The 17,495-nt window shown below is 61.9% G+C and carries 9 protein-coding genes and 1 pseudogene; 4 read left to right on the top strand and 6 right to left on the bottom strand.

What is annotated here, in order from left to right:
* Window positions 1–6 precede the first annotated feature (6 nt).
* Window positions 7–552, bottom strand: a complete 546-nt coding sequence (locus ABQE93_RS17460) for a TetR/AcrR family transcriptional regulator (protein WP_448409356.1) — start codon at window positions 550–552, stop codon at window positions 7–9.
* Window positions 553–719: 167 nt separating this feature from the next.
* Here ABQE93_RS17460 and ABQE93_RS17455 point away from each other — a divergent pair, with 167 nt between their 5' ends.
* Window positions 720–1,946 carry a cytochrome P450 gene (locus tag ABQE93_RS17455; protein WP_448409358.1) on the top strand — a complete coding sequence of 409 codons (1,227 nt, stop codon included), beginning with the start codon at window positions 720–722 and terminating at the stop codon, window positions 1,944–1,946.
* On the opposite strand, the gene ABQE93_RS17450 is transcribed toward ABQE93_RS17455, so the two are convergent.
* From ABQE93_RS17450 to ABQE93_RS17440, 3 genes are all read right to left on the bottom strand, one after another.
* Complete coding sequence (locus ABQE93_RS17450) at window positions 1,943–3,175, bottom strand: cytochrome P450 (protein ID WP_448409360.1); 1,233 nt, start codon at window positions 3,173–3,175, stop codon at window positions 1,943–1,945. The two genes, ABQE93_RS17455 and ABQE93_RS17450, sit on opposite strands and share 4 nt — an antisense overlap.
* A 60-nt stretch (window positions 3,176–3,235) precedes the next feature.
* Window positions 3,236–4,039, bottom strand: a complete 804-nt coding sequence (locus tag ABQE93_RS17445) for a crotonase/enoyl-CoA hydratase family protein (protein ID WP_448409362.1) — start codon at window positions 4,037–4,039, stop codon at window positions 3,236–3,238.
* Between the two features lie 682 nt (window positions 4,040–4,721).
* Window positions 4,722–6,818, bottom strand: a complete 2,097-nt coding sequence (locus ABQE93_RS17440) for a zinc-ribbon domain-containing protein (RefSeq protein WP_448412428.1) — start codon at window positions 6,816–6,818, stop codon at window positions 4,722–4,724.
* 352 nt (window positions 6,819–7,170) lie between these two features.
* Here ABQE93_RS17440 and ABQE93_RS17435 point away from each other — a divergent pair, with 352 nt between their 5' ends.
* Entirely contained in the window at window positions 7,171–8,838 is a 1,668-nt protein-coding gene (locus tag ABQE93_RS17435; protein WP_448409365.1) for a serine/threonine protein kinase, read from the top strand.
* A 197-nt stretch (window positions 8,839–9,035) separates the two neighbouring features.
* On the opposite strand, the gene ABQE93_RS17430 is transcribed toward ABQE93_RS17435, so the two are convergent.
* The gene (locus ABQE93_RS17430) at window positions 9,036–11,696 is read right to left on the bottom strand and encodes a hypothetical protein (RefSeq protein WP_448409367.1); all 2,661 of its coding nucleotides are present in this window, start codon (window positions 11,694–11,696) and stop codon (window positions 9,036–9,038) included.
* Window positions 11,697–12,260: 564 nt separating this feature from the next.
* On the opposite strand from ABQE93_RS17430, the pseudogene ABQE93_RS17425 reads away from it, so the two are divergent.
* Both ABQE93_RS17425 and ABQE93_RS17420 read left to right on the top strand, forming a co-directional pair.
* Window positions 12,261–12,599: pseudogene (locus ABQE93_RS17425) on the top strand (nitroreductase/quinone reductase family protein); the annotation flags it as partial.
* Between the two features lie 57 nt (window positions 12,600–12,656).
* The gene (locus ABQE93_RS17420) at window positions 12,657–14,318 is read left to right on the top strand and encodes a M4 family metallopeptidase (RefSeq protein WP_448412434.1); all 1,662 of its coding nucleotides are present in this window, start codon (window positions 12,657–12,659) and stop codon (window positions 14,316–14,318) included.
* Window positions 14,319–14,388: 70 nt separating this feature from the next.
* Here ABQE93_RS17420 and mobF read toward each other — a convergent pair whose 3' ends face one another.
* Window positions 14,389–17,193: a MobF family relaxase gene (mobF, locus tag ABQE93_RS17415; protein WP_448409368.1), complete on the bottom strand. Its 2,805-nt coding sequence runs from the start codon at window positions 17,191–17,193 to the stop codon at window positions 14,389–14,391.
* Window positions 17,194–17,495 lie beyond the last annotated feature (302 nt).

Here is a 17,495-nt window from a genome sequence, read left to right as displayed (position 1 = left end):
AACGCATCAGGCGAACGCCGGAGCGACGAACCGTTCCACCACTTGACGTTCGAAGTCGTCGTCGCCGACGGGCCACACCGCCAGTGACATGACGACGCGGACGATCCATTGGGCGGCCTGACGGTCGTCAGCGGTGATGCCGGTGAGGTCCGCGGCCAACCGGCCCAGCACCGGCGACGACGGCAGCTCGCTCAGATCCCTTCCCGCGCTGAGGCTCATCATCATCGGGCGGATCGGGTCCGCCCGGATGTGTTCCAGCGCAACGGTGATCGCCTTCACGACGCGCTGCGTTCCGGTGAGGTCGTGGACCGCGGAGCGAACGGAGTCGACGACGCGAGCCGCCAGACGCAACAGCACGGCGTCGCGGATCTGTGCTTTGCCGCCGGCGTAGCGGTAGATCGTCGCGCGTGAGCAGTGCACGCGTGTGGCCAACGTGTCGATGTCGAAGGCGTCGAAGCCTTCGCGCACGACGAGGTCGGTGGCCGCGGCATAGATGCGCTCGGCGGCCGCGGTGCGGCGCTCGCCGCCGAGAAGCCAGTCGTCTCGTGCCACCATTGCCTCCTCGTTTCTCAGTGCTGAGACAAAATTGACGCTACATCTCAGCATTAGTGCACGTGGGTGGGATGCGGTGAGACGGTGGCGGGCGTAGGCGTTGAACTGGGTTTTCAACTTCGCCGCGGGTCCTTGACGAGCCTGTGGTGGGCGGTCAGCGTGGACGCATGGGATGGCGTGGCGGGCAGCTTGGCATTGCGTTGTTCGATGACGAGTGCATCCAGGACCCCTATCCCCTGTACCGCGAGATGTTGGAGACCGCGCCGGTGCACCGGATCGGCGAGTCGGGGTTCCATGCGGTGTGCAGTTGGGAAGCGGTCAGCGAGGCGATCGCGCGGCCCGAGGATTTCTCCTCGAATCTGACCGCGACGATGACCTACCAGCCCGGCGGCGAGGTCGGCGCGTTCGAGATGGAAGGGCTGGGGGGCAAGAGCCATGTGTTGGCCACCGCCGACGAACCCGCGCATGCGGTGCATCGCAAGGCGGTGCTGCGGCAGTTGACGGCCAAGCGGATTCGGGCGTTCGAACCGTTCATTGCTGAAACGTCAGAGCGGTTGTGGGTCTCTGCATTTCAGGATGGGCGCATCGAGTGGATGAGCGCAATGGCCAACCGCCTGCCGATGATGATCGTGGGACGGATCATCGGCGTGCCCGACGCGGATGTCGACAAGCTGGTCCGGTGGGGTTATGCGGCAACACAAGTCGTGGAGGGCCTGGTGGGCCAGGACCAGCTGGCCGAGGCGGGCGTCGCCGTCGGAGAACTCGCCGGTTACATCATCGACCAATTTCGGCGGGCTGCTGTCGACCCGCGCGACAACCTGCTCGGTGATCTGGCGATGGCGTGTGCGTCGGGCGAGATGGAGGAGCAGACCGCGCTGGGGATGATGATCATCTTGTTCAGCGCCGGCGGTGAATCCACGGCGTCGCTGATCGGCTCCGCGGCTTGGGTTCTGGCCACTCGTCCCGACATCCAGGAGCAGGTGCGGGAAAACCCCGAACTGCTCGGTGCGTTTCTCGAGGAGGTACTGCGCACGGAACCGCCGTTTCGGGGCCATTACCGTCACGTGGTGAACGACACGACGCTGTGCGGTGTGGACCTTCGGGCGGGGTCGCGACTGCTGTTGTTGTGGGGAGCGGCGAATCGCGATCCGTCACGCTTCGACGGCCCGGACGAGTTCAGGTTGGACCGGCCTGGAGGTAAGGGGCACATCAGCTTCGGCAAGGGCGCGCATTTTTGCGTCGGGGCGGCACTCGCACGCCTGGAGGCGACGATCGTGATTCGGCAACTCCTCGAACGGACCACGCATATCGAGGCCAGTGATGTGGGCCGCTGGCTGCCGAGCCTGTTGGTCCGGCGACTGGACCGCCTCGAGTTGTCCTGCGCCGGCGGCTAAACGGTGACCCGGCGGGAAGGCGTGAATCGAACGGGCATTTCGTGAATGCCGTTCATGAGGTTGGACCGCACACGTTGCACTGGGCCGGCGAGTTCGAGGTCCGGCATCCGTGACAGCACCTCGGGAATGATGGCCGAGGCCTCCACACGGGCGAGGTTGGCGCCCAGGCAGAAGTGGGTGCCCCCACCGCCGAACGCCAGATGCGGGTTAGGGGCGCGGCCGATGTCGAGGCGGTCGGGATCGGCGAAGTGGCGCTCGTCGCGGTTGGCCGAGGGGTAGAACATCGCCACGCGCTCACCGGCTTTGATCGGTATGCCGCCCAGTTCGGTGTCCTTGGTGGCGGTGCGGAGAAAGACCGTTACGGGGCTGGTGTAGCGCAGCAATTCCTCGATCGCGGTCGGCAGCAGCGAGGGGTCGGCGGCCAGGCGGGCCTGCTCGGCGGGGTGGTCCAGCAGCGCGAGAATGCCTGCGGCGACGAGGTTTCGGGTGGTGTCGCCGCCGGCATTGATCAGCAGCAGGAAGAACATGTTGAACTCGAGGTCGGTGAGGCTTTCGCCGTCGACCTCGGCGCGCAGCAGTGAGGTCGCGATATCGTCGGCAGGTTCGGCGCGTTTGCGTGCGGCGAGTTCGGTGCCGTACTGGAACATCTGCATCTGCGCGTCCAAGACGTGTGTCTGGTCGTGGATGTCGCCGACCGCGCCGGAGTTCATGATCTCGGTCAGCTCATAGAGGCGTCGGCCGTCGGCCAACGGGATGCCCAACAGTTCGGCGATGACGAATGACGGTAGCGCACCGGCGATGTCGTACACGAAGTCGCATTCGCCCCGTTCGACCACGGCGTCGACGATCTCCCGCGCCATCTCTGTGACGTGGTCGTGCAGCCGGGCGACCTGGCGCGGGGTGAACCCCGTGCTCACCAGCGAGCGCAGCTGGGTGTGTCGTGGCGGGTCCATCGTGAGCATCATCAGCGACAGTTGGTATTGCGCTTCCGGGCCCGGGACGTCAAAGAACACACCGGCCGCCTGCGACGACCAGGTGGTGCTGTCGCGGGAGACGGCCAGGACTTCGTCATAACCGGTGACCGCGTAGAACCCGTTGTTCTTGTAGGGATGCCAGGCAACGGGCGCGTGCCGTCGAAGTTCGCGGAACGCGTCGTAGGGCATAGCGGCCAGATAGACGTCGGGATCGGTGAGGTCGACTCCGCCGATGCTGATCGCGTCCTCGGTCATGTCGCCCCGACCTCCCAACGAGCCCAGATGGGACCAAACCCTAGCCAAGTGTGGTCGCGATTACTCCGGGTCGGCGAAGACCGGTGGCTCTCCCGACATGCCCGCCATGACGGCGGCAATCTGGTTGGGCTTGCCGATCAGCCCGGTTTGTAACTCGGATTCGAGCGACAGGGCGGCCGAGGCGTCGTTGCTGACCCAGGTCTCGTTGTAGAGGCGTTTCGCCGCGCGCACCGCATCGGGGGACTTCTGGGCGATCTCCTCCGCGAGCGCCAGCGCCGCCGCGAGCGGATCGCCAGCAGTGCGCGTGACCAGTCCGAGCGCGACAGCATCGCTCCCAGAGACGATGCGGCCGGTGAACGTCAGCTCCTTCGCGACGTCGATGGGCACCAGCCGCGGAAGCGTCTGCGTGATGCCCATGTCGGGCACAAGGCCCCACTTGACCTCCATGACGGAGAGTTTTGCGTCCGGCGCGGCGATCCGGATGTCAGCGCCGAGCGCGATTTGCAGACCGCCGCCGAAGCAATTGCCGTGAATCGCGGCGATGACCGGCGCCGGCACCGAGGACCAGTCATAGGTCACACGCTGCGCGAAGTTGGCCTCGCGCTCGTCGTCCCGGCCGAGCAGCACACTCGTCCCGCCGCGCCGGTCCATAAAACTTGCGACGTCGAGTCCGGAGCAGAAACTCTTGCCCTCGCCGTGCAGCACGACCGCGCGAACCGAAGCGGCGCCGGCGACTTCTTCAGCGGCATGTACCAGGCCTTCGAACATGGCGTGGTCAAGCGCATTGTGTTTGTCTGCGCGAACCATCGTCACAGTGGCCACGCCACTCGCACCGATCTGCACTCGAACTCTGTCATCGCTCACGGGTGGGAATTTACCGTGGCGCGGTACTGACCAACCGGCGCACTGCGGGCTAGGAAGTGTGGGGCTTTGTCGGGGCTTGAAGCCGCGACCAACGGATTGCAAAACGCCGTTGCCTACGCTCACCGATTCAATCCCGAAAATGCTTGTCGCACAACAGACAAGGAATCGTCTCCCGTTCCGGGAGAACTGACCGATTCCGGGCGGATCCGGGTCATTCTCGCCCAATAAACGGCAACTCCAACCCTGCGGAATTGAAGGTAATTTCCCGCGTGGTGGCCTGGTAACAACCGACCTGCTGCGGCACCCGTCGGTGCGCACAGAAGCGGACGGTGATGGGCCACCAAGACGCTTACTCCCACCGGCGCCCGTACCTTGCAGTGCGCAGTTGACAGCGAAACTCGACTGGAGAGGACTCGATGGCCGATTCGCGGATCAAGGGGATCCCGCCTGCGCTGCTGTCATCAAGGGTGTCGTCCCTCGCCGAATCTGTGGCTGTGCCAAATCCGGCAGTGGTTCCCGTTGTGACACCGGGGTCACCGATCGACGCCGCGGCGCCACGCGCCCTCTGCCACTTACCCAGCCTGAACGGCAGTGGCTTGGTTCGGGCCATGCTCGCACCGGTAGACCGCGAGTGTGACGGCTCGGCCCGCCATCAGGGGAGCGGATTAGCCGAAGGCAAGATCTACTTGCGGCGCTTCGACGATCTGCGACGACCGCACTCTGGGCAGCCATGCCCGCCGCCTGCTCGGCTGTAAACGACTGCGGCCCAGCTATGCCCGCATGTCGGACAAATCCACCAAACCCGTTCGCCGCTACCTGGTGTCACGTCTGCGGGCGTCAGTGCACCATTCCTCTCCGGATCCCACTGGTCCGCTAGATCGGGGTGCACGGTCGCGAGAGATTTGTCGATTCGTCGCCGCTTTATGTAGGCCGATGCTTCATCGCTGCCCCACGGGTGGTCTGTGTCGAGGTAAGCGTCGTATTCAGCTGCCCCGTAGCCAAGACTCTTGAGCCTTTTGAGGACCGCCTTCGCTCGAGTGATCTCGCTTGAGAAGAGCGGTACTAGGACGTCGTGCTCACCTATTGCCGGTAGGCCTTCGCGCACACGGATCACAATCCAGCCCTGCTCCGTGAGCAACTGCGTCTTCCGTCGGTCCTTTTCGACATTGGCTGGCAGCCTGTGGAATCTGTTGCCGTCGAACTCGATCACTACATTCCAAGCTGAACACATCATGTCGCACTTCAGCGCCCGTCGAGACTTTTTGTGAACCACCTCGTGGTTCGGATCGATAGGAACCCCCGCCGCCAGCAGCTCGTGTCGAAGGCGTATTTCTTCAACGCTTGTTCCCCACAGCGTGCACTTCGGGCATCCCCGAGCTTTGCGCCGGTTGTTAATCATGGCCCGCCATTCGTGTCGTCTGTCGCAGACCCACCAAACTGTCTGACCGCTGTTGGCTGTGACGTCAGATGCACGGAGTGGACCGTTTCGGAGAGGATGCCACTGGCCGGCGAGTTCAGGATCCCGCTCTGCAAGCGACTGGCCGGGTTTCGCTGCGCTGAACGCTATTCCACGTTGCCGATCGGCACAGGCGCGGCAACCGTGACCGTTGGCGCGGCTGTAGATTCCGGCTTCCCACTCATTGCCGCACGTCGAACATTGCCACCAAGCCTTGCGACGACTTCGGGCAGCGACCTGATCGGGCGTCAATGTGCCATTGCGTTTGGTGTGCCACTCAGCCGCCACGGCAGGGAGCACTTCTGCGAGTGAGCCGCCCGGCTTTGGCTTGGCAAGAGCGACTCCTGCTCGGCGTCTGCCGCATTTTGGACAGCCAGATCCATTGCCGCGACTCTGGATAACCGCTTCCCACTCATTGCCGCATGTAGGACACAGCCACCACGCTCTCTTGTTGCTTGAGTATCCGACCTTGTCTGGCGTCAACTCGCCGTTCCGGCTGGGATGCCACTCGGCGGCAACTTCAGGAAAGCGATCTGCGAATGAGGCACCCGGCCGCGGGACGCTGTGCAATGTTTTCTTTCGCACCGGAGTCGCCGACTGTTTCGAACCTCGAGGCAATTTGCGACCGCGCATAGCGCTTGCCGCAGCCCTGCGTCCGCACGGTGGACATCCGCCGCCCGCGGCACGGTTACCGATCGATGCCTCCCACACGTTCCCGCATTGAGCGCAGATCCACCACGCCTTCTCCTTCTTGGAAAAGGCAACATCCGATGGAGTGAGGTCACCGTTGAGCGTCGGGTGCCACTCTGCCGCGACAGACGGACACCGCTCCGCGAGCGAATTGCCGGGTTTGGGAACGGTCATCGCCTTGCTGGAACACTTCTTGCAAGCAGCGCCGTGTCTTCGGTTGGAAACCTGCACCTGCCATTCGTTTCCACACGACCGACACAGCCACCAAACCCTTTTGTTGCTCGAGAAACCTACGTCATGGGGGGTCAGGTCACCGTTAAGGGTGGGATGCCACTCTGCTGCTACGTCGGGCAGCTTCTCTGCCAACGATTCGCCTGGGCGTGGGGCGCTCTTCGCTTTACCGGCAGCACGCCGGCCACAGGCGGGGCACCCGTGACCACCGCCAGTTCGGCTGTTGACGCGAGCCTGCCATTTGAACTTGCATCTCGCGCAAACCCAGCCGACCTTCCGCTTGCTACCCGGCGCGACCATATTCGCCGTCAGCGGGTGGTTCAGCTCTGAGTCCCATTCCCGCGCGATCTCGGGGTACTGGTCGGCAAGTGACTCGCCGTCGCTCGGTTGCTCAGTGGACATGCTCGATCGAGGTCTCTCTTTTGGATCCATACGCGTCCACGCTTTGGAGAGTAGAGCGGCCCGCCGACAAAGAGGGTCGGCGGGCTGAGGGAAGTCGCTGTGTCAGACGCAGCTCACGGCGAATCGCTGCCCACGATGGCGTCGGCGCCTCACGCAGCGAGGCGGACCGCCGACCGCTGGTTTGTAAATCCCTATCCGGCTGTAGATGGCATTTCACGCGGTTCCATATCGCAGGAAATGGCCAGGTCAGCGCCTGCTCCATGTCTATACGGTCCGGCGGGTGTCGGGCCACATCTGCGTGTCTTGGCACACTCTCGGCACGACAAGGTGACCTCACCTGCACCTCCACACCGTGACCGCCATCCAGCTGACTCGCAGTCCAGAGACCTGTATTTTGCTCAGGAGGCACTCGGCTCGGCTGCCGCATTGCACGCATTGCCGGTATTTCTGCGACGGCACCACCGGGCGTGATCCAATTCCTTATGTGCTTTCGGTCGGAACAGAACTAGTTCTCAGGATAAGAAAATGGCGTGTCGTTTCAGAGTTGTCGACCGCCGATAACGCCGGCTTCGGCAGGCCCTACGTCGTCGAAGACGAGGAAGGGAACGAGGCGGTTGCCAAGTTGGTCGATAAAGACCCAGGAGCGGACCGCGAGTTGCTGATAGGAGCTGCCAACCAGGCGGCGCGCTACCGGAACGTGCTGCCGGTGCTGGATGACGGCGAGCACAACGACCAATGGGTCCTCGTGATGCCGCGCGCTGAGACATCCCTGAAGAAGTATTTGGAGGGCCGGGGAGGTGTCTTGGACGTTGGAGAGGCGATTTCCGTGCTGATCGATGTCGCGACCGCCCTCAACGACCTCAAAGGTGTCCTGGTCCACCGTGACCTCAAGCCAGCTAACGTGCTCCGCTTCAACGGCGCCTGGATGATCGCAGATTTCGGTCTCGCGCGGTATGCGGAAGCGTCCACCGCGACCGATACTTGGAAACACAACGCGACGTGGCTGTATGCATCACCTGAGCAGTGGCGTGGGCAGCACGCGACCGAAGCAGCTGACGTTTATTCGTTTGGTGTCATGGCGTACGAGTTGCTCGCTGGATCTCGCCCGTTCAGCGGGCCCGATCTGCGCGAACAGCACTTGAACCAGAAAGCCCCGGCTCTCACAGTGGGCCCCTTGAGGCTGCAGGACCTTATTGCCGACTGTTTGTTGAAAGCTCCCGAGGGCCGTCCGACGCCCGCAATGATCTTGAGCAGGCTGACCACCGTGGTCGATGAGGTTCCCACGGGTGCGGGCCTCGACATCCTCGCGCAAGCAAACCGCAAATCGATCCAGGCGAAGGCTGAGGTTGATGCCCAAAAATCGGCCGAACTAGAAGAAGAGGAGCGGCGGGCAACACTGATCGCCGCAGCTGTTCAGCAATTTCAGCGAGTCGGCGACACGCTATTAGAAGCACTGAGAACACACGCCACGGCTGCCACGTTGACGACCGATCCGAATAAGCGGCGGATACCGCGAGCCTCCGATTCTGCTGCGAACGGCAGAGTCTTTGTTGCCAACCTGGACGGCGCGCGCCTCGGTCTAGACAAGCCTCGGGCGAGTACAGATCGACACGGGCAGCTTCCATTCAGCGTCGTAGCAGAATCGGTCATCCGAGTGACGCGCGCTGATCCACTTCGCGATTGGATCGGTCGCTCGCATTCGCTGTGGTACTGCGACGTCGACGAACAGGGTGTGTTCGGCTGGTATGAGGTGGCATTTTCGTCAATGAATTTCGGCGGCGGGGGCTTGCGAGAGCTGGAGCCGTTTGATTTGACTGCCGGGCAAGCCCGAGAGCCGCTGTCAATGGTTCTGGGGATGATGCAGGTTGCGTGGGATTTTCGAGCCCTCGACCTTTCGGACCTATCCGAGTTCGTTGACCGATGGCTTGGTTGGTTCGGTCAGGCGGCTACGGGGCAGCTCCAACGCCCGATGATGATGCCGGAAAGGCCGTTGACTGGCTCTCGATGGTGGCGCCGTTGAGGTGCCGGATTGTCCACGTCAGATAGCAGTTTCCGTGTATACGCGTCCACTGCGTATTAGCGGGTGATCGAGAAAGATAGGACACCGCTAGGACAAGACGAACACGTGTTCGTCTTACACTGAGCCTCCGCTAAGGACTAGCTACGCACGAAGTTTTCGCCAGACGGTGATCGCCCGCCGTAGATCGTGTGCGCCCCCTATCGAAGGTAGGTTTCAACTCCCTTTCCATCAGCGCCTAGGGATGTAACTGCACGCAGCCTGGGCCTGAGACCGCCAGGCCACGTATATGACTCCATCGCAGCCTTGATAGCTGTAAGGCTGCGTTCCTTCCACGCAGACTCGGTCGTCGCTATCAGGATCTCGTCCGCGCCGAATATCTCCGCCAGGTGAAGACGAAGTCCCACCGACTTGACTTCGTTGGCCTTGTCGACGCCAAGAGTGTTGTTGCTTTTCGCTTCACCAACTATCAGGACGCCGTCCGTGACCGCAACTAGGTCCGCTTCGGCTGCTGTCTTGCCGCCTTGGACCACCACGACCTCTGGAGTATCGGCATAGCGCTTCCCGGCCCTCTTACGGAGATACGCCGCGAGCAAAAGCGGCACGTCCCCGTCATCACGCACGAGGTCGCGAGCTAACGGGTGCAGGTGATAGAACCAGCCAGGCTCTCCCGCAGGTACGTTCCACCGTTCTTGAGTGAGTGAGTCGACGTTGCCGCACCGCGGACACCGGTTTGATTGGCCGACAGCATCCAAGTCGTGGAAGCTGAATACCCGACAAATGCTGCATCGGAGCAACAGACCGCGAGTAAGGACGCCTGCCACTAGAAGTTGGTCCACCAAGATTCGAACCTCAGCAAGCGGCAGGCCAGTGAAAAGCTCGAATCCACGCATTGCCAAATAAGTCTGGCGATTAATCACGCAGCCTTCGCCGTTTTTAAATACAGAAATGGTGCTTTTGCCAGAAGGATACGTTTTAAATTCGAGAAGTGCCATTCGGAGAGGTCCGCTAAACAAATCCACCAACACTTGCCTAGATCCACACTTTTCGGCAAGAATTTGAGCTGGCCAGCCAGCATCCGCCACCTGCAGTTCGTAGCCACTCATTTGCGACTTCCACCGTGCCCACGACAGCATTCCAGGCTTTCGCACCCGCGGTCGCGCCAGTGCTTCTTCCGGCAGGGTTCCGGCTAACACCAGCCCATAGCGCAGCGATTCATAACTGACACCTTGCCGACCGCTTCTAACCCACGCTTCATAACGGTCGAGGTGATTCTCGGATGGGTGAATAAGAGCCGCAGGCGGGATTGCCCTCCCCTGTGGCATGGTGACATCGCGAATGTCCAGATCAATATGAAATGAGACCTTCGCGCCGCCAAGGCCGGGAGCGTCTAGAACAGACGCGGGGCGCGGAGAGGCCAAAGTAGCCCCTCCTTCTGCATCACGAACTATCGGCATGGTGTCGCTGCGCTGAAAGTGCCTACGTAAACCTAAGAAGCCGCGGCCACGGTCAGGAAATCGCAACATCGCGCTATCAACGTTCTCAACGCGGTCCGCCCGGGGCCTAACCGAATTCGGATCCGGATTGCCCGACATGTCGAACATTCTCACTATTGGCGGCGTTTCGAACACTACGCGTTGAAAATTACCAACCAGCTGCAGATCGCCGGACACTGACGTCAGTAAACAGCTCTCCGCCCCAGGGGAGCGCGTCAAGTCAATCATTCCTTGAGTCAGCCACTGCCTGTGCTGGGACGTTGAAGTTGTAGTTTCGTCTACCCAGAGTTCATTAGGCACCCAGATTGATTGGCCATACAAACGTTCCCAGATGAGTGCTAGACAATAATCCTCAGGCTCGTTGCCGACGACATACAGAACGGGGTTGTGCCTACTATCGCTCACCCATGTCAATTCTATCTGGCTGTCGGTCCAAGCAACCCTCGCCTCTTCCGCCCCTTCTTCGACATCCACTTGTTCGAAGCATGACCACTGTGGGCGAATTCGTGTGTCGCTCCGACGGCCTGTGATTGAGGCAACGAAATCCTCAACGTGCTTCGGATCGATGTCAGCAATAGCCGTCGTCGGGTTTTCGACCAGGCCAACGTAGCTGGCGGCCATTAGCCCTATGGGCGTGTTCAGGTCTGATCTTGCACCGAATCTTGGACTGGCGTCTGGTTTGATGAGGTGGACAGGTGTAAGGGGTCCAAGTCCGACGTCGTTTGGGTGCAAACTTGCGATACGTTCGTTCCAGTTGCTGATATCAGCGTCATCCCCCAGCGCCATACGATATGTAGAGCATGCAGCGACAACCGATTCGCGGGCCCGCGCGTCGTCCTCGAAACTCACTGGCTGTCCGCGCAATTGACTACGCAGCGACTCAATATCGTCTATGACCGCGCCGTCAGCTCGGAGCTTTTCAATCTGAGCATCAATCTCGCCAGGCCGAACGGCGTCTAGGTCTCCAAGGTTGATCGGCAAAGTGACAACGTAATCGGGATCGTAGGCTCGCACCGCGCGCAATATCGTACTATTTACTGCTCCACTCTTATGTGGCACAAGGACGAAGCCGTACCCGCCCCAAATCGCGGTGGCTGCGTAGATGGCCTTCCGCGCCCAGTAGATCCAGCCATTGCTACCCCCGATCACTATTGCTACCCGCGGCGCCCTAAAGGTAACGCTAACATCGGCATATTCAATACCGGTGTATGAGTCATCTAACTTATTTCTGTACCTAGGATACGGAGCGGAATACCGTCCACTTTCGAGGTGGGAATCGCCAATCTTCTCGGCATCAGGTAACCCCTCGGTCGGACCTTGAATGCCCGAGTTAGTATCGCCGATACTTTCGAGAAAGGTCTGCACGGATTTGCCTAGGGCATTCAAAAATTGGGACACTCGCACGTCGGCTACGCTTCCCTATTGGCGAAAGAGTCGGCCTGTCGAAGCGATATCACGTAGATCGTCGCAATCGTCTTTCGTAAAGTCACTTCGTCATCTCCTCGTCTCGATTGAATCTTTACCACGAACGCCCGCGCCGTCGCGGCAGTATCTCCCTCACAGGCATCTCCCACGGTTCGAGTGGGCGGTCAACGACCGGGCGAATCGTCTCGTGTCGGATGCGCTCCTCGTTGTGCTCGCGCTCGAAGATGTCGGATTGGATCGTGTTGCGCTCCGTACGGTGTCGATTACCCGCGCAATGAGGATGTCTAGTCGGCGAACTTCCGCCACCGCGGCGGCTAGACGCTCGAAGAAAGCTGGCTGCGGCTAGCCGGCGGTGGCTACGTAGGCACTGGCCAAGATCCACGCAGTGGGACGACACTTATGTCCATGAGCTTCCGGGAGCACACGCCGCAAGCACTTAAGCTGGCTTTTTGGCGGTTAGCACCGTTCGCATTGGGATTCTGGCCGGTCTTGTCTGCCGTTCGACGACTAGGCGGACGTGTCCTAGTGCTGCACACAGTGGGCCGCAAGACTGGGCGACACTACACAACGCCGCTCAGCTATGCCGTCGTCGGTGAGGATTACGTGGTCGTCGCCGACAACGGCGGGAGCCCGACGGCACCAAATTGGTACAACAATCTAAAGGCCGACCCTTACGTTGAAATCGAAGTCGGCAGAAAGCGATTGGGCGCCGTAGCTCAGGTGGTACAGCCGAGCGATCCGCGTTACGTCCGATTATGGCAGATCGTCAATAAAAGCAACGGCAACCGCTCCGCCGAGTACCAGAAGAGGACATCTAGGCCGATTCAAGTCGTCGTATTGACTCCGATCAAGAGTGGGCAGGCGGCCGCCCGTGTCGATGTTCGCGAAACCGCTAAGACAATGCACGACAATGGTCTAGAGACCTTCGCGCTGCACAGTGAGGACAGGCTCCCCGGCCTTACAGTTCAAGGCATCAATGCGGAAGTAAGCATTTCGCAGGAAGCCTCGCCGGTCGATCAGGAGAAATTGGACCCGGAGACGGCCGCGCGACGATACCTGAACCAGGTCATGGCGAGCGCACAGATGCGATCAATCACAAACGCGCGCAAAGATATTGAGTACCACGCAATCGGCACTGAAGCGGTTCCAATCATCGACTCCACAGTCGTCAAGTTTGCCCAATACCGTCAGCAGATACCGGTCTACGGTTCTCTCGTCACCATCGAGCTTGACGATAAGAACAACATGGTCGCTATGAACTCTGCATTGGGAAACCCAGACAACGTCGACCCAGTGGCCACGATATCCCCCGCAGCGGCCAAGGACGTGGTCATCAAGGACGCCGGTAAAGAGGCACTGCCGCTGACCGACGCGCCGGAACTGTACTTTTACTACGACACCAGCGCCGATCCAAGTTTATGGCGGCTTGTCTACATATATGAAAATGTGGAACGGCAGAGTCAGCCGACGGCCGAACACACCGAAGCCGTGCCAGAAATCTTCGACTACGTTGTCGACGCACATTCTAGTGAGCTGGTCGCCAAGCTACAGCGCATGAAGTCGATGGTCTGGACTGCCGAAGAAATCGACTCGACTGACGGTCTGGGCCGCACCCGCCGTATCCGCGTGGAGCGCGATGCTAGCGGGAACAAGCGATTGACCGATCCAGGGCGACGGGTCGAGACATACGACTTCGAATTCCGGGGGGTGCGATGCGATCGGCGCTTGCTGCCCGGCACGGGGCCAGTGGCTAACCCGCCGGCCCCTTGGGATCCCGCCGCCATCAGTGCCCACGCCAATGCACAGGCAGTGGCCGATTACTTTCTCAACACACTCAAGCGGGACGGCCTCGACAACGCCGGGGGGCGGTTCGTTTCGTCAGTCAATTGCACATGGATGGGTGGTGCAATCTCGAGAGAATGGCCCAACGCAGCATGGATCGGACCTGCCAACCAAATCGTTTACGGACAACACAGCGTCAAGGGCCGACTCCGCTCTTTCGCGGTGGCCAAAGACATTGTGGCCCATGAGATTACCCACGGTCTCACCGAAAAAACTGCCCGGCTCGTCTACCAAGACGAGTCTGGTGCGCTCGACGAGTCCTACTCGGATATCTTCGGAGTCCTAGTGGCCAACGCCGACAGATCTAACATCGATGACTGGGATTGGCAGATAGGTGGAGAGCTCGAAGACAGCGGGAGACCGCTGCGCGACTTGAGTAACCCAGCCCGCTGTCGTCAGCCGACGCATATGGATGAATTTGTCGATACCACCGACGACGACGGCGGTGTGCACGCAAACAGTGGCATCCATAACAAAGCCGCCTTCAACGTAATCAGCGCTAGAAACGGCCAAGGATATCTATTCACGCCTCAAGAGGCCGGAGCGCTGTTCTATGTCGCGCTGATAGCCCACTTGTCGAACACGTCAGGCTTCCGCGACAGTCGCCGCGCGGTCGAACTTGCCGCTAAATCTCTCTTCCGGCATAAAGCGCTGAACGAGAAAGAGGTGAAGCTCTCCGCCATACGTACAGCGTTCGACGAGGTCGGAATATCTGCATAGCGTTCGCGAAGTCGGAATATCGGCATAGGTAGAGAAGGTCCTCATCATGTTCCGCCAGGGCGCTAGGGCGCTATAGGTCGAGGCTGTAGCCGGTGGACTGCTCCCGTGCGCGGATGCGGTGTTGGTCAATGTCGCGCTCATGATTAGCTTCGCGCTGGCACTGGTGGGCCTGCCAGCTCCGGTATTCGGCGCGCCGCATCTGCACAGCTTGTACCCGGCGCTCGATTTGCAGCCGGGCCATGCGTGCGGGCAGATGTTCGGCATCGGTGCGTGAGGCGAAGTCGTGCGCGGTCTGCGCCCCACTATCCGTTGCGGTGATGGTGCGCATCACGTGGCCGGCGGCGTGGCTGTCGCCGCGCCGCATCAGGTGCGCGGCGTCGGGGAGGTTGTGGCTGTATTCGCTGGCTTCGGTGGCGCGCTCGTATAGGTAGGCGCTGTTGGATTCGCGGCCGCGGGTCATCGCGACGTAGGCCAGCGCGCGGTGAGCGTTTTCGCCCAGCAGGGCGTGGGTGGTGTCGGCGGTGACACCTTGGGCGGAGTGGACCGAGAGGGCGTAGCCGTAGGTGATGTGCTCACGCAGGTAGTCATCGTCGAAGACGGCGCGGGCTCCGTCGGACAGCCGCCGTGCGGCGACCCGGTTGTGGATGGTGTCGATAGCCATTGTCTGCCATCGGTTTCCATTGCGCACCGCGTCCCCCGCCGGGATGTCGTCCGCCGCGTCATAGATGCTGATCGTGGCGTCGTTGCGACGACTGATGATCAGATCGCCGACGGCGATGCGCTGCCCGCGGGCGGCGGTGACGGTGGGTGCGTCCGGACTGATGGTGTCGCGGTGGATGCGCTGGTTGAGCGCGTCGGCCATCTCGGTGGTATCGCACAGCAACAGGGCGTCTTTGCCGGCGGCGACGTCGGCCTGGTAGGCGGCCAGGGCGTCGGCGGCCATGGCGATTTGATCGCCGCAGTGCAGCCGGTCGCGGGTGCGATACCAGCCCATCGCGCGGCGCACCGAGGCTGGGCCGCCATTGCGCAGCGCGAGTGAGGCGGCGCGTTCGTCGGGGTCGCGCATCCGCCAGACCTCCGAGAGGTGTTGGGTCCAGGGCAGATCGGTGCACAGTTGGGCGAACATGCCGCCGCGGGCCTTGACCGGGGCGAGCTGATGGTCATCACCCACCAGGACGGTTTTGACCCCGGCGGCGGTGGTGGCGGTCAGTAGTTCGCGCAGATCGGTAGTGCCGACCATGGCTGCCTCATCGACGACGACCAGTGTGTTGGGCTTGAGCTTTAACGTGTTGTCGCGCAGCAGTTGCAGCGCTTTGGCGATGGTGTAGCCCTGATCGCCGGCACCTTCGCGAACGGCGACGTCGACGGCCTTCCCGGTGGGCGCGAGCACGAGGGTGCGCCCGTAGCAGCGGGTGCGTGCGGCGCGCAGGGCGCGCATCGAGGTGGTCTTACCCGCGCCCGCCGGCGCGCTCAGCGGCTGTACCAGCCACGGTGAGCGCGCAATATTCTCCACCGCGCGGCGCTGATCGGCCGACAGCGCGGCGGTGTGCTCCTCAATGGCCCACAACTGGGCGCGCACATCGCGCGCATCCATCAGATCGACCACCGCGGCTTCTTCTTCCAGGATGGCGTCGAGGGTGAAGCGCTCATGGCCCTCGCGCTGATGCGCAGCCCGGGGCGCGGTCAGCCGCACCCCGACCTCGTCGACGGCGGCTTCAACCAGCTCACGCGGCGTGCGCTCGGTATCGACGGGGACCTGCGCACCGACGATCTCGACCAGGTCGGCGCGGGTGAACGCCGCCTTCTCAATGTTCTCTGCCGCAGCGGCGATGCGCGCCCGATCGTACGGGGCGCGCGCTGCCGCGCGCCGCGCCGCGCGGGCCTGCTCAAAAGATGTGCGGTCCAACCCCAGACCGCGCTCATCAGCGCGCCACTGCGCAAGCAACTGTGTCCAGGCGAGCTCTTCGGGCTTGGATGGGCGGGTCGCCTTCTGCGCGGCCGCCAGCTGCGCGGCCGACAACGGACCATCGGTCACTTTGAGGTTGTGGGCGGCCCACTCGCGAAGTTGGGTGGAGCGCTGCGACCACGCGGTGATCGAATGGCGCCCCACGCCGGCCAGCTCGGCCATCCCGGTAGACGGGTCCACCGGCGCCCACTCCATCCCCAGGGACCGATGCAGTTCGCGGCGCAGGGTGGCCTGATAGATCACCCCGGCGGCTTTGGCTTCGTGATACAGCGACGTCCCATCGATCGACACAATGGCGCCGTCGGCGCGGGCTTGCCGATTCGGGACGATGACATGGGTGTGCAGGTGTGGGTCCCCACACCGTGACGTCTCGTGCTGGTAGGCGATCGCGGTCAAGCCGGGTAGGCGCACCAGATCCTTTTCCCCAGTGTGCGGGTTGTGCACCCGGGTGTAGCCGGCATGGCTCGCCAGATACTCCATTGCCTCCGATAGCGCGGTGGTGTGCGCGTCGGTGATCGCCTTGGCCATCACGTCACTAGCGCGCAGCGCCCGCGCCAGCGAAACACTCTTGGGGGCGGCGAACATCAAATCAAAACCGTGGACCCCGCGCTCCCCGAAGGCGCGCCCACGCGCCCCGTTGGGTGCGATGCCGTCATCGAGCCAGAGGGCCACCACCGTGGCGTCGGCCTCTCCCCCGGCCCGCTGCACATCGCTGAGCCCGACCAGTTTCGCGGTCGTGTGGGTGTCGCCGGCCAGCAGCCATGTCGGGGTGCGGGTTTCGTGTTCGGAGTAATACTCCCCCAGCCCGCCGGCGGCCCGCACGAGATCGTGGGTGGCTTTTTCGGCGGTCTGGGCGGTGTCGATGTAGTAGTTGATCGACCACCGCTTGAGCTTCGAGATCGTCAACAACGCTTCGCCTACCCCATGTGACTGCGGCTCAAGGTGTCCGGCGGCCGCGCTGGTGGCACTTGCTGTGCCACAACCATTCTCGCACCCCTGTGCAAATGTGCCATGCAGTTTTTGTGGTGGCAGATGCGTTGGGAAGTTGGTGTAATGATAAGGGAGTAAGGAGATTTGGCGAGAAGTGATGGGGGTGGAATAGCAATGGTAAGAGTGAGGTGAGCTGCGTGGAGTACGGATGTGAGTGTTTGGACGCGAAGCGTCAGTGCAGGGTTGGTGTCACCGTCGCGTCTCGCCGCCTCCCGAAAAAA

This window comes from Mycolicibacterium sp. XJ662 (assembly GCF_053484035.1).
The sequence above is the reverse complement of the archived record's forward strand: the minus strand, read 5'-3'. Positions and strand labels throughout refer to the sequence as shown.

Coding starts and splice junctions, on each gene's coding strand:
- ABQE93_RS17455 (WP_448409358.1), top strand. CDS start 720: ATGGGATGGCGTGGCGGGCAGCTTGGCATTGCGTTGTTCGATGACGAG.
- ABQE93_RS17450 (WP_448409360.1), bottom strand. CDS start 3,175: ATGACCGAGGACGCGATCAGCATCGGCGGAGTCGACCTCACCGATCCC.
- ABQE93_RS17440 (WP_448412428.1), bottom strand. CDS start 6,818: ATGTCCACTGAGCAACCGAGCGACGGCGAGTCACTTGCCGACCAGTAC.
- ABQE93_RS17420 (WP_448412434.1), top strand. CDS start 12,657: ATGCACGACAATGGTCTAGAGACCTTCGCGCTGCACAGTGAGGACAGG.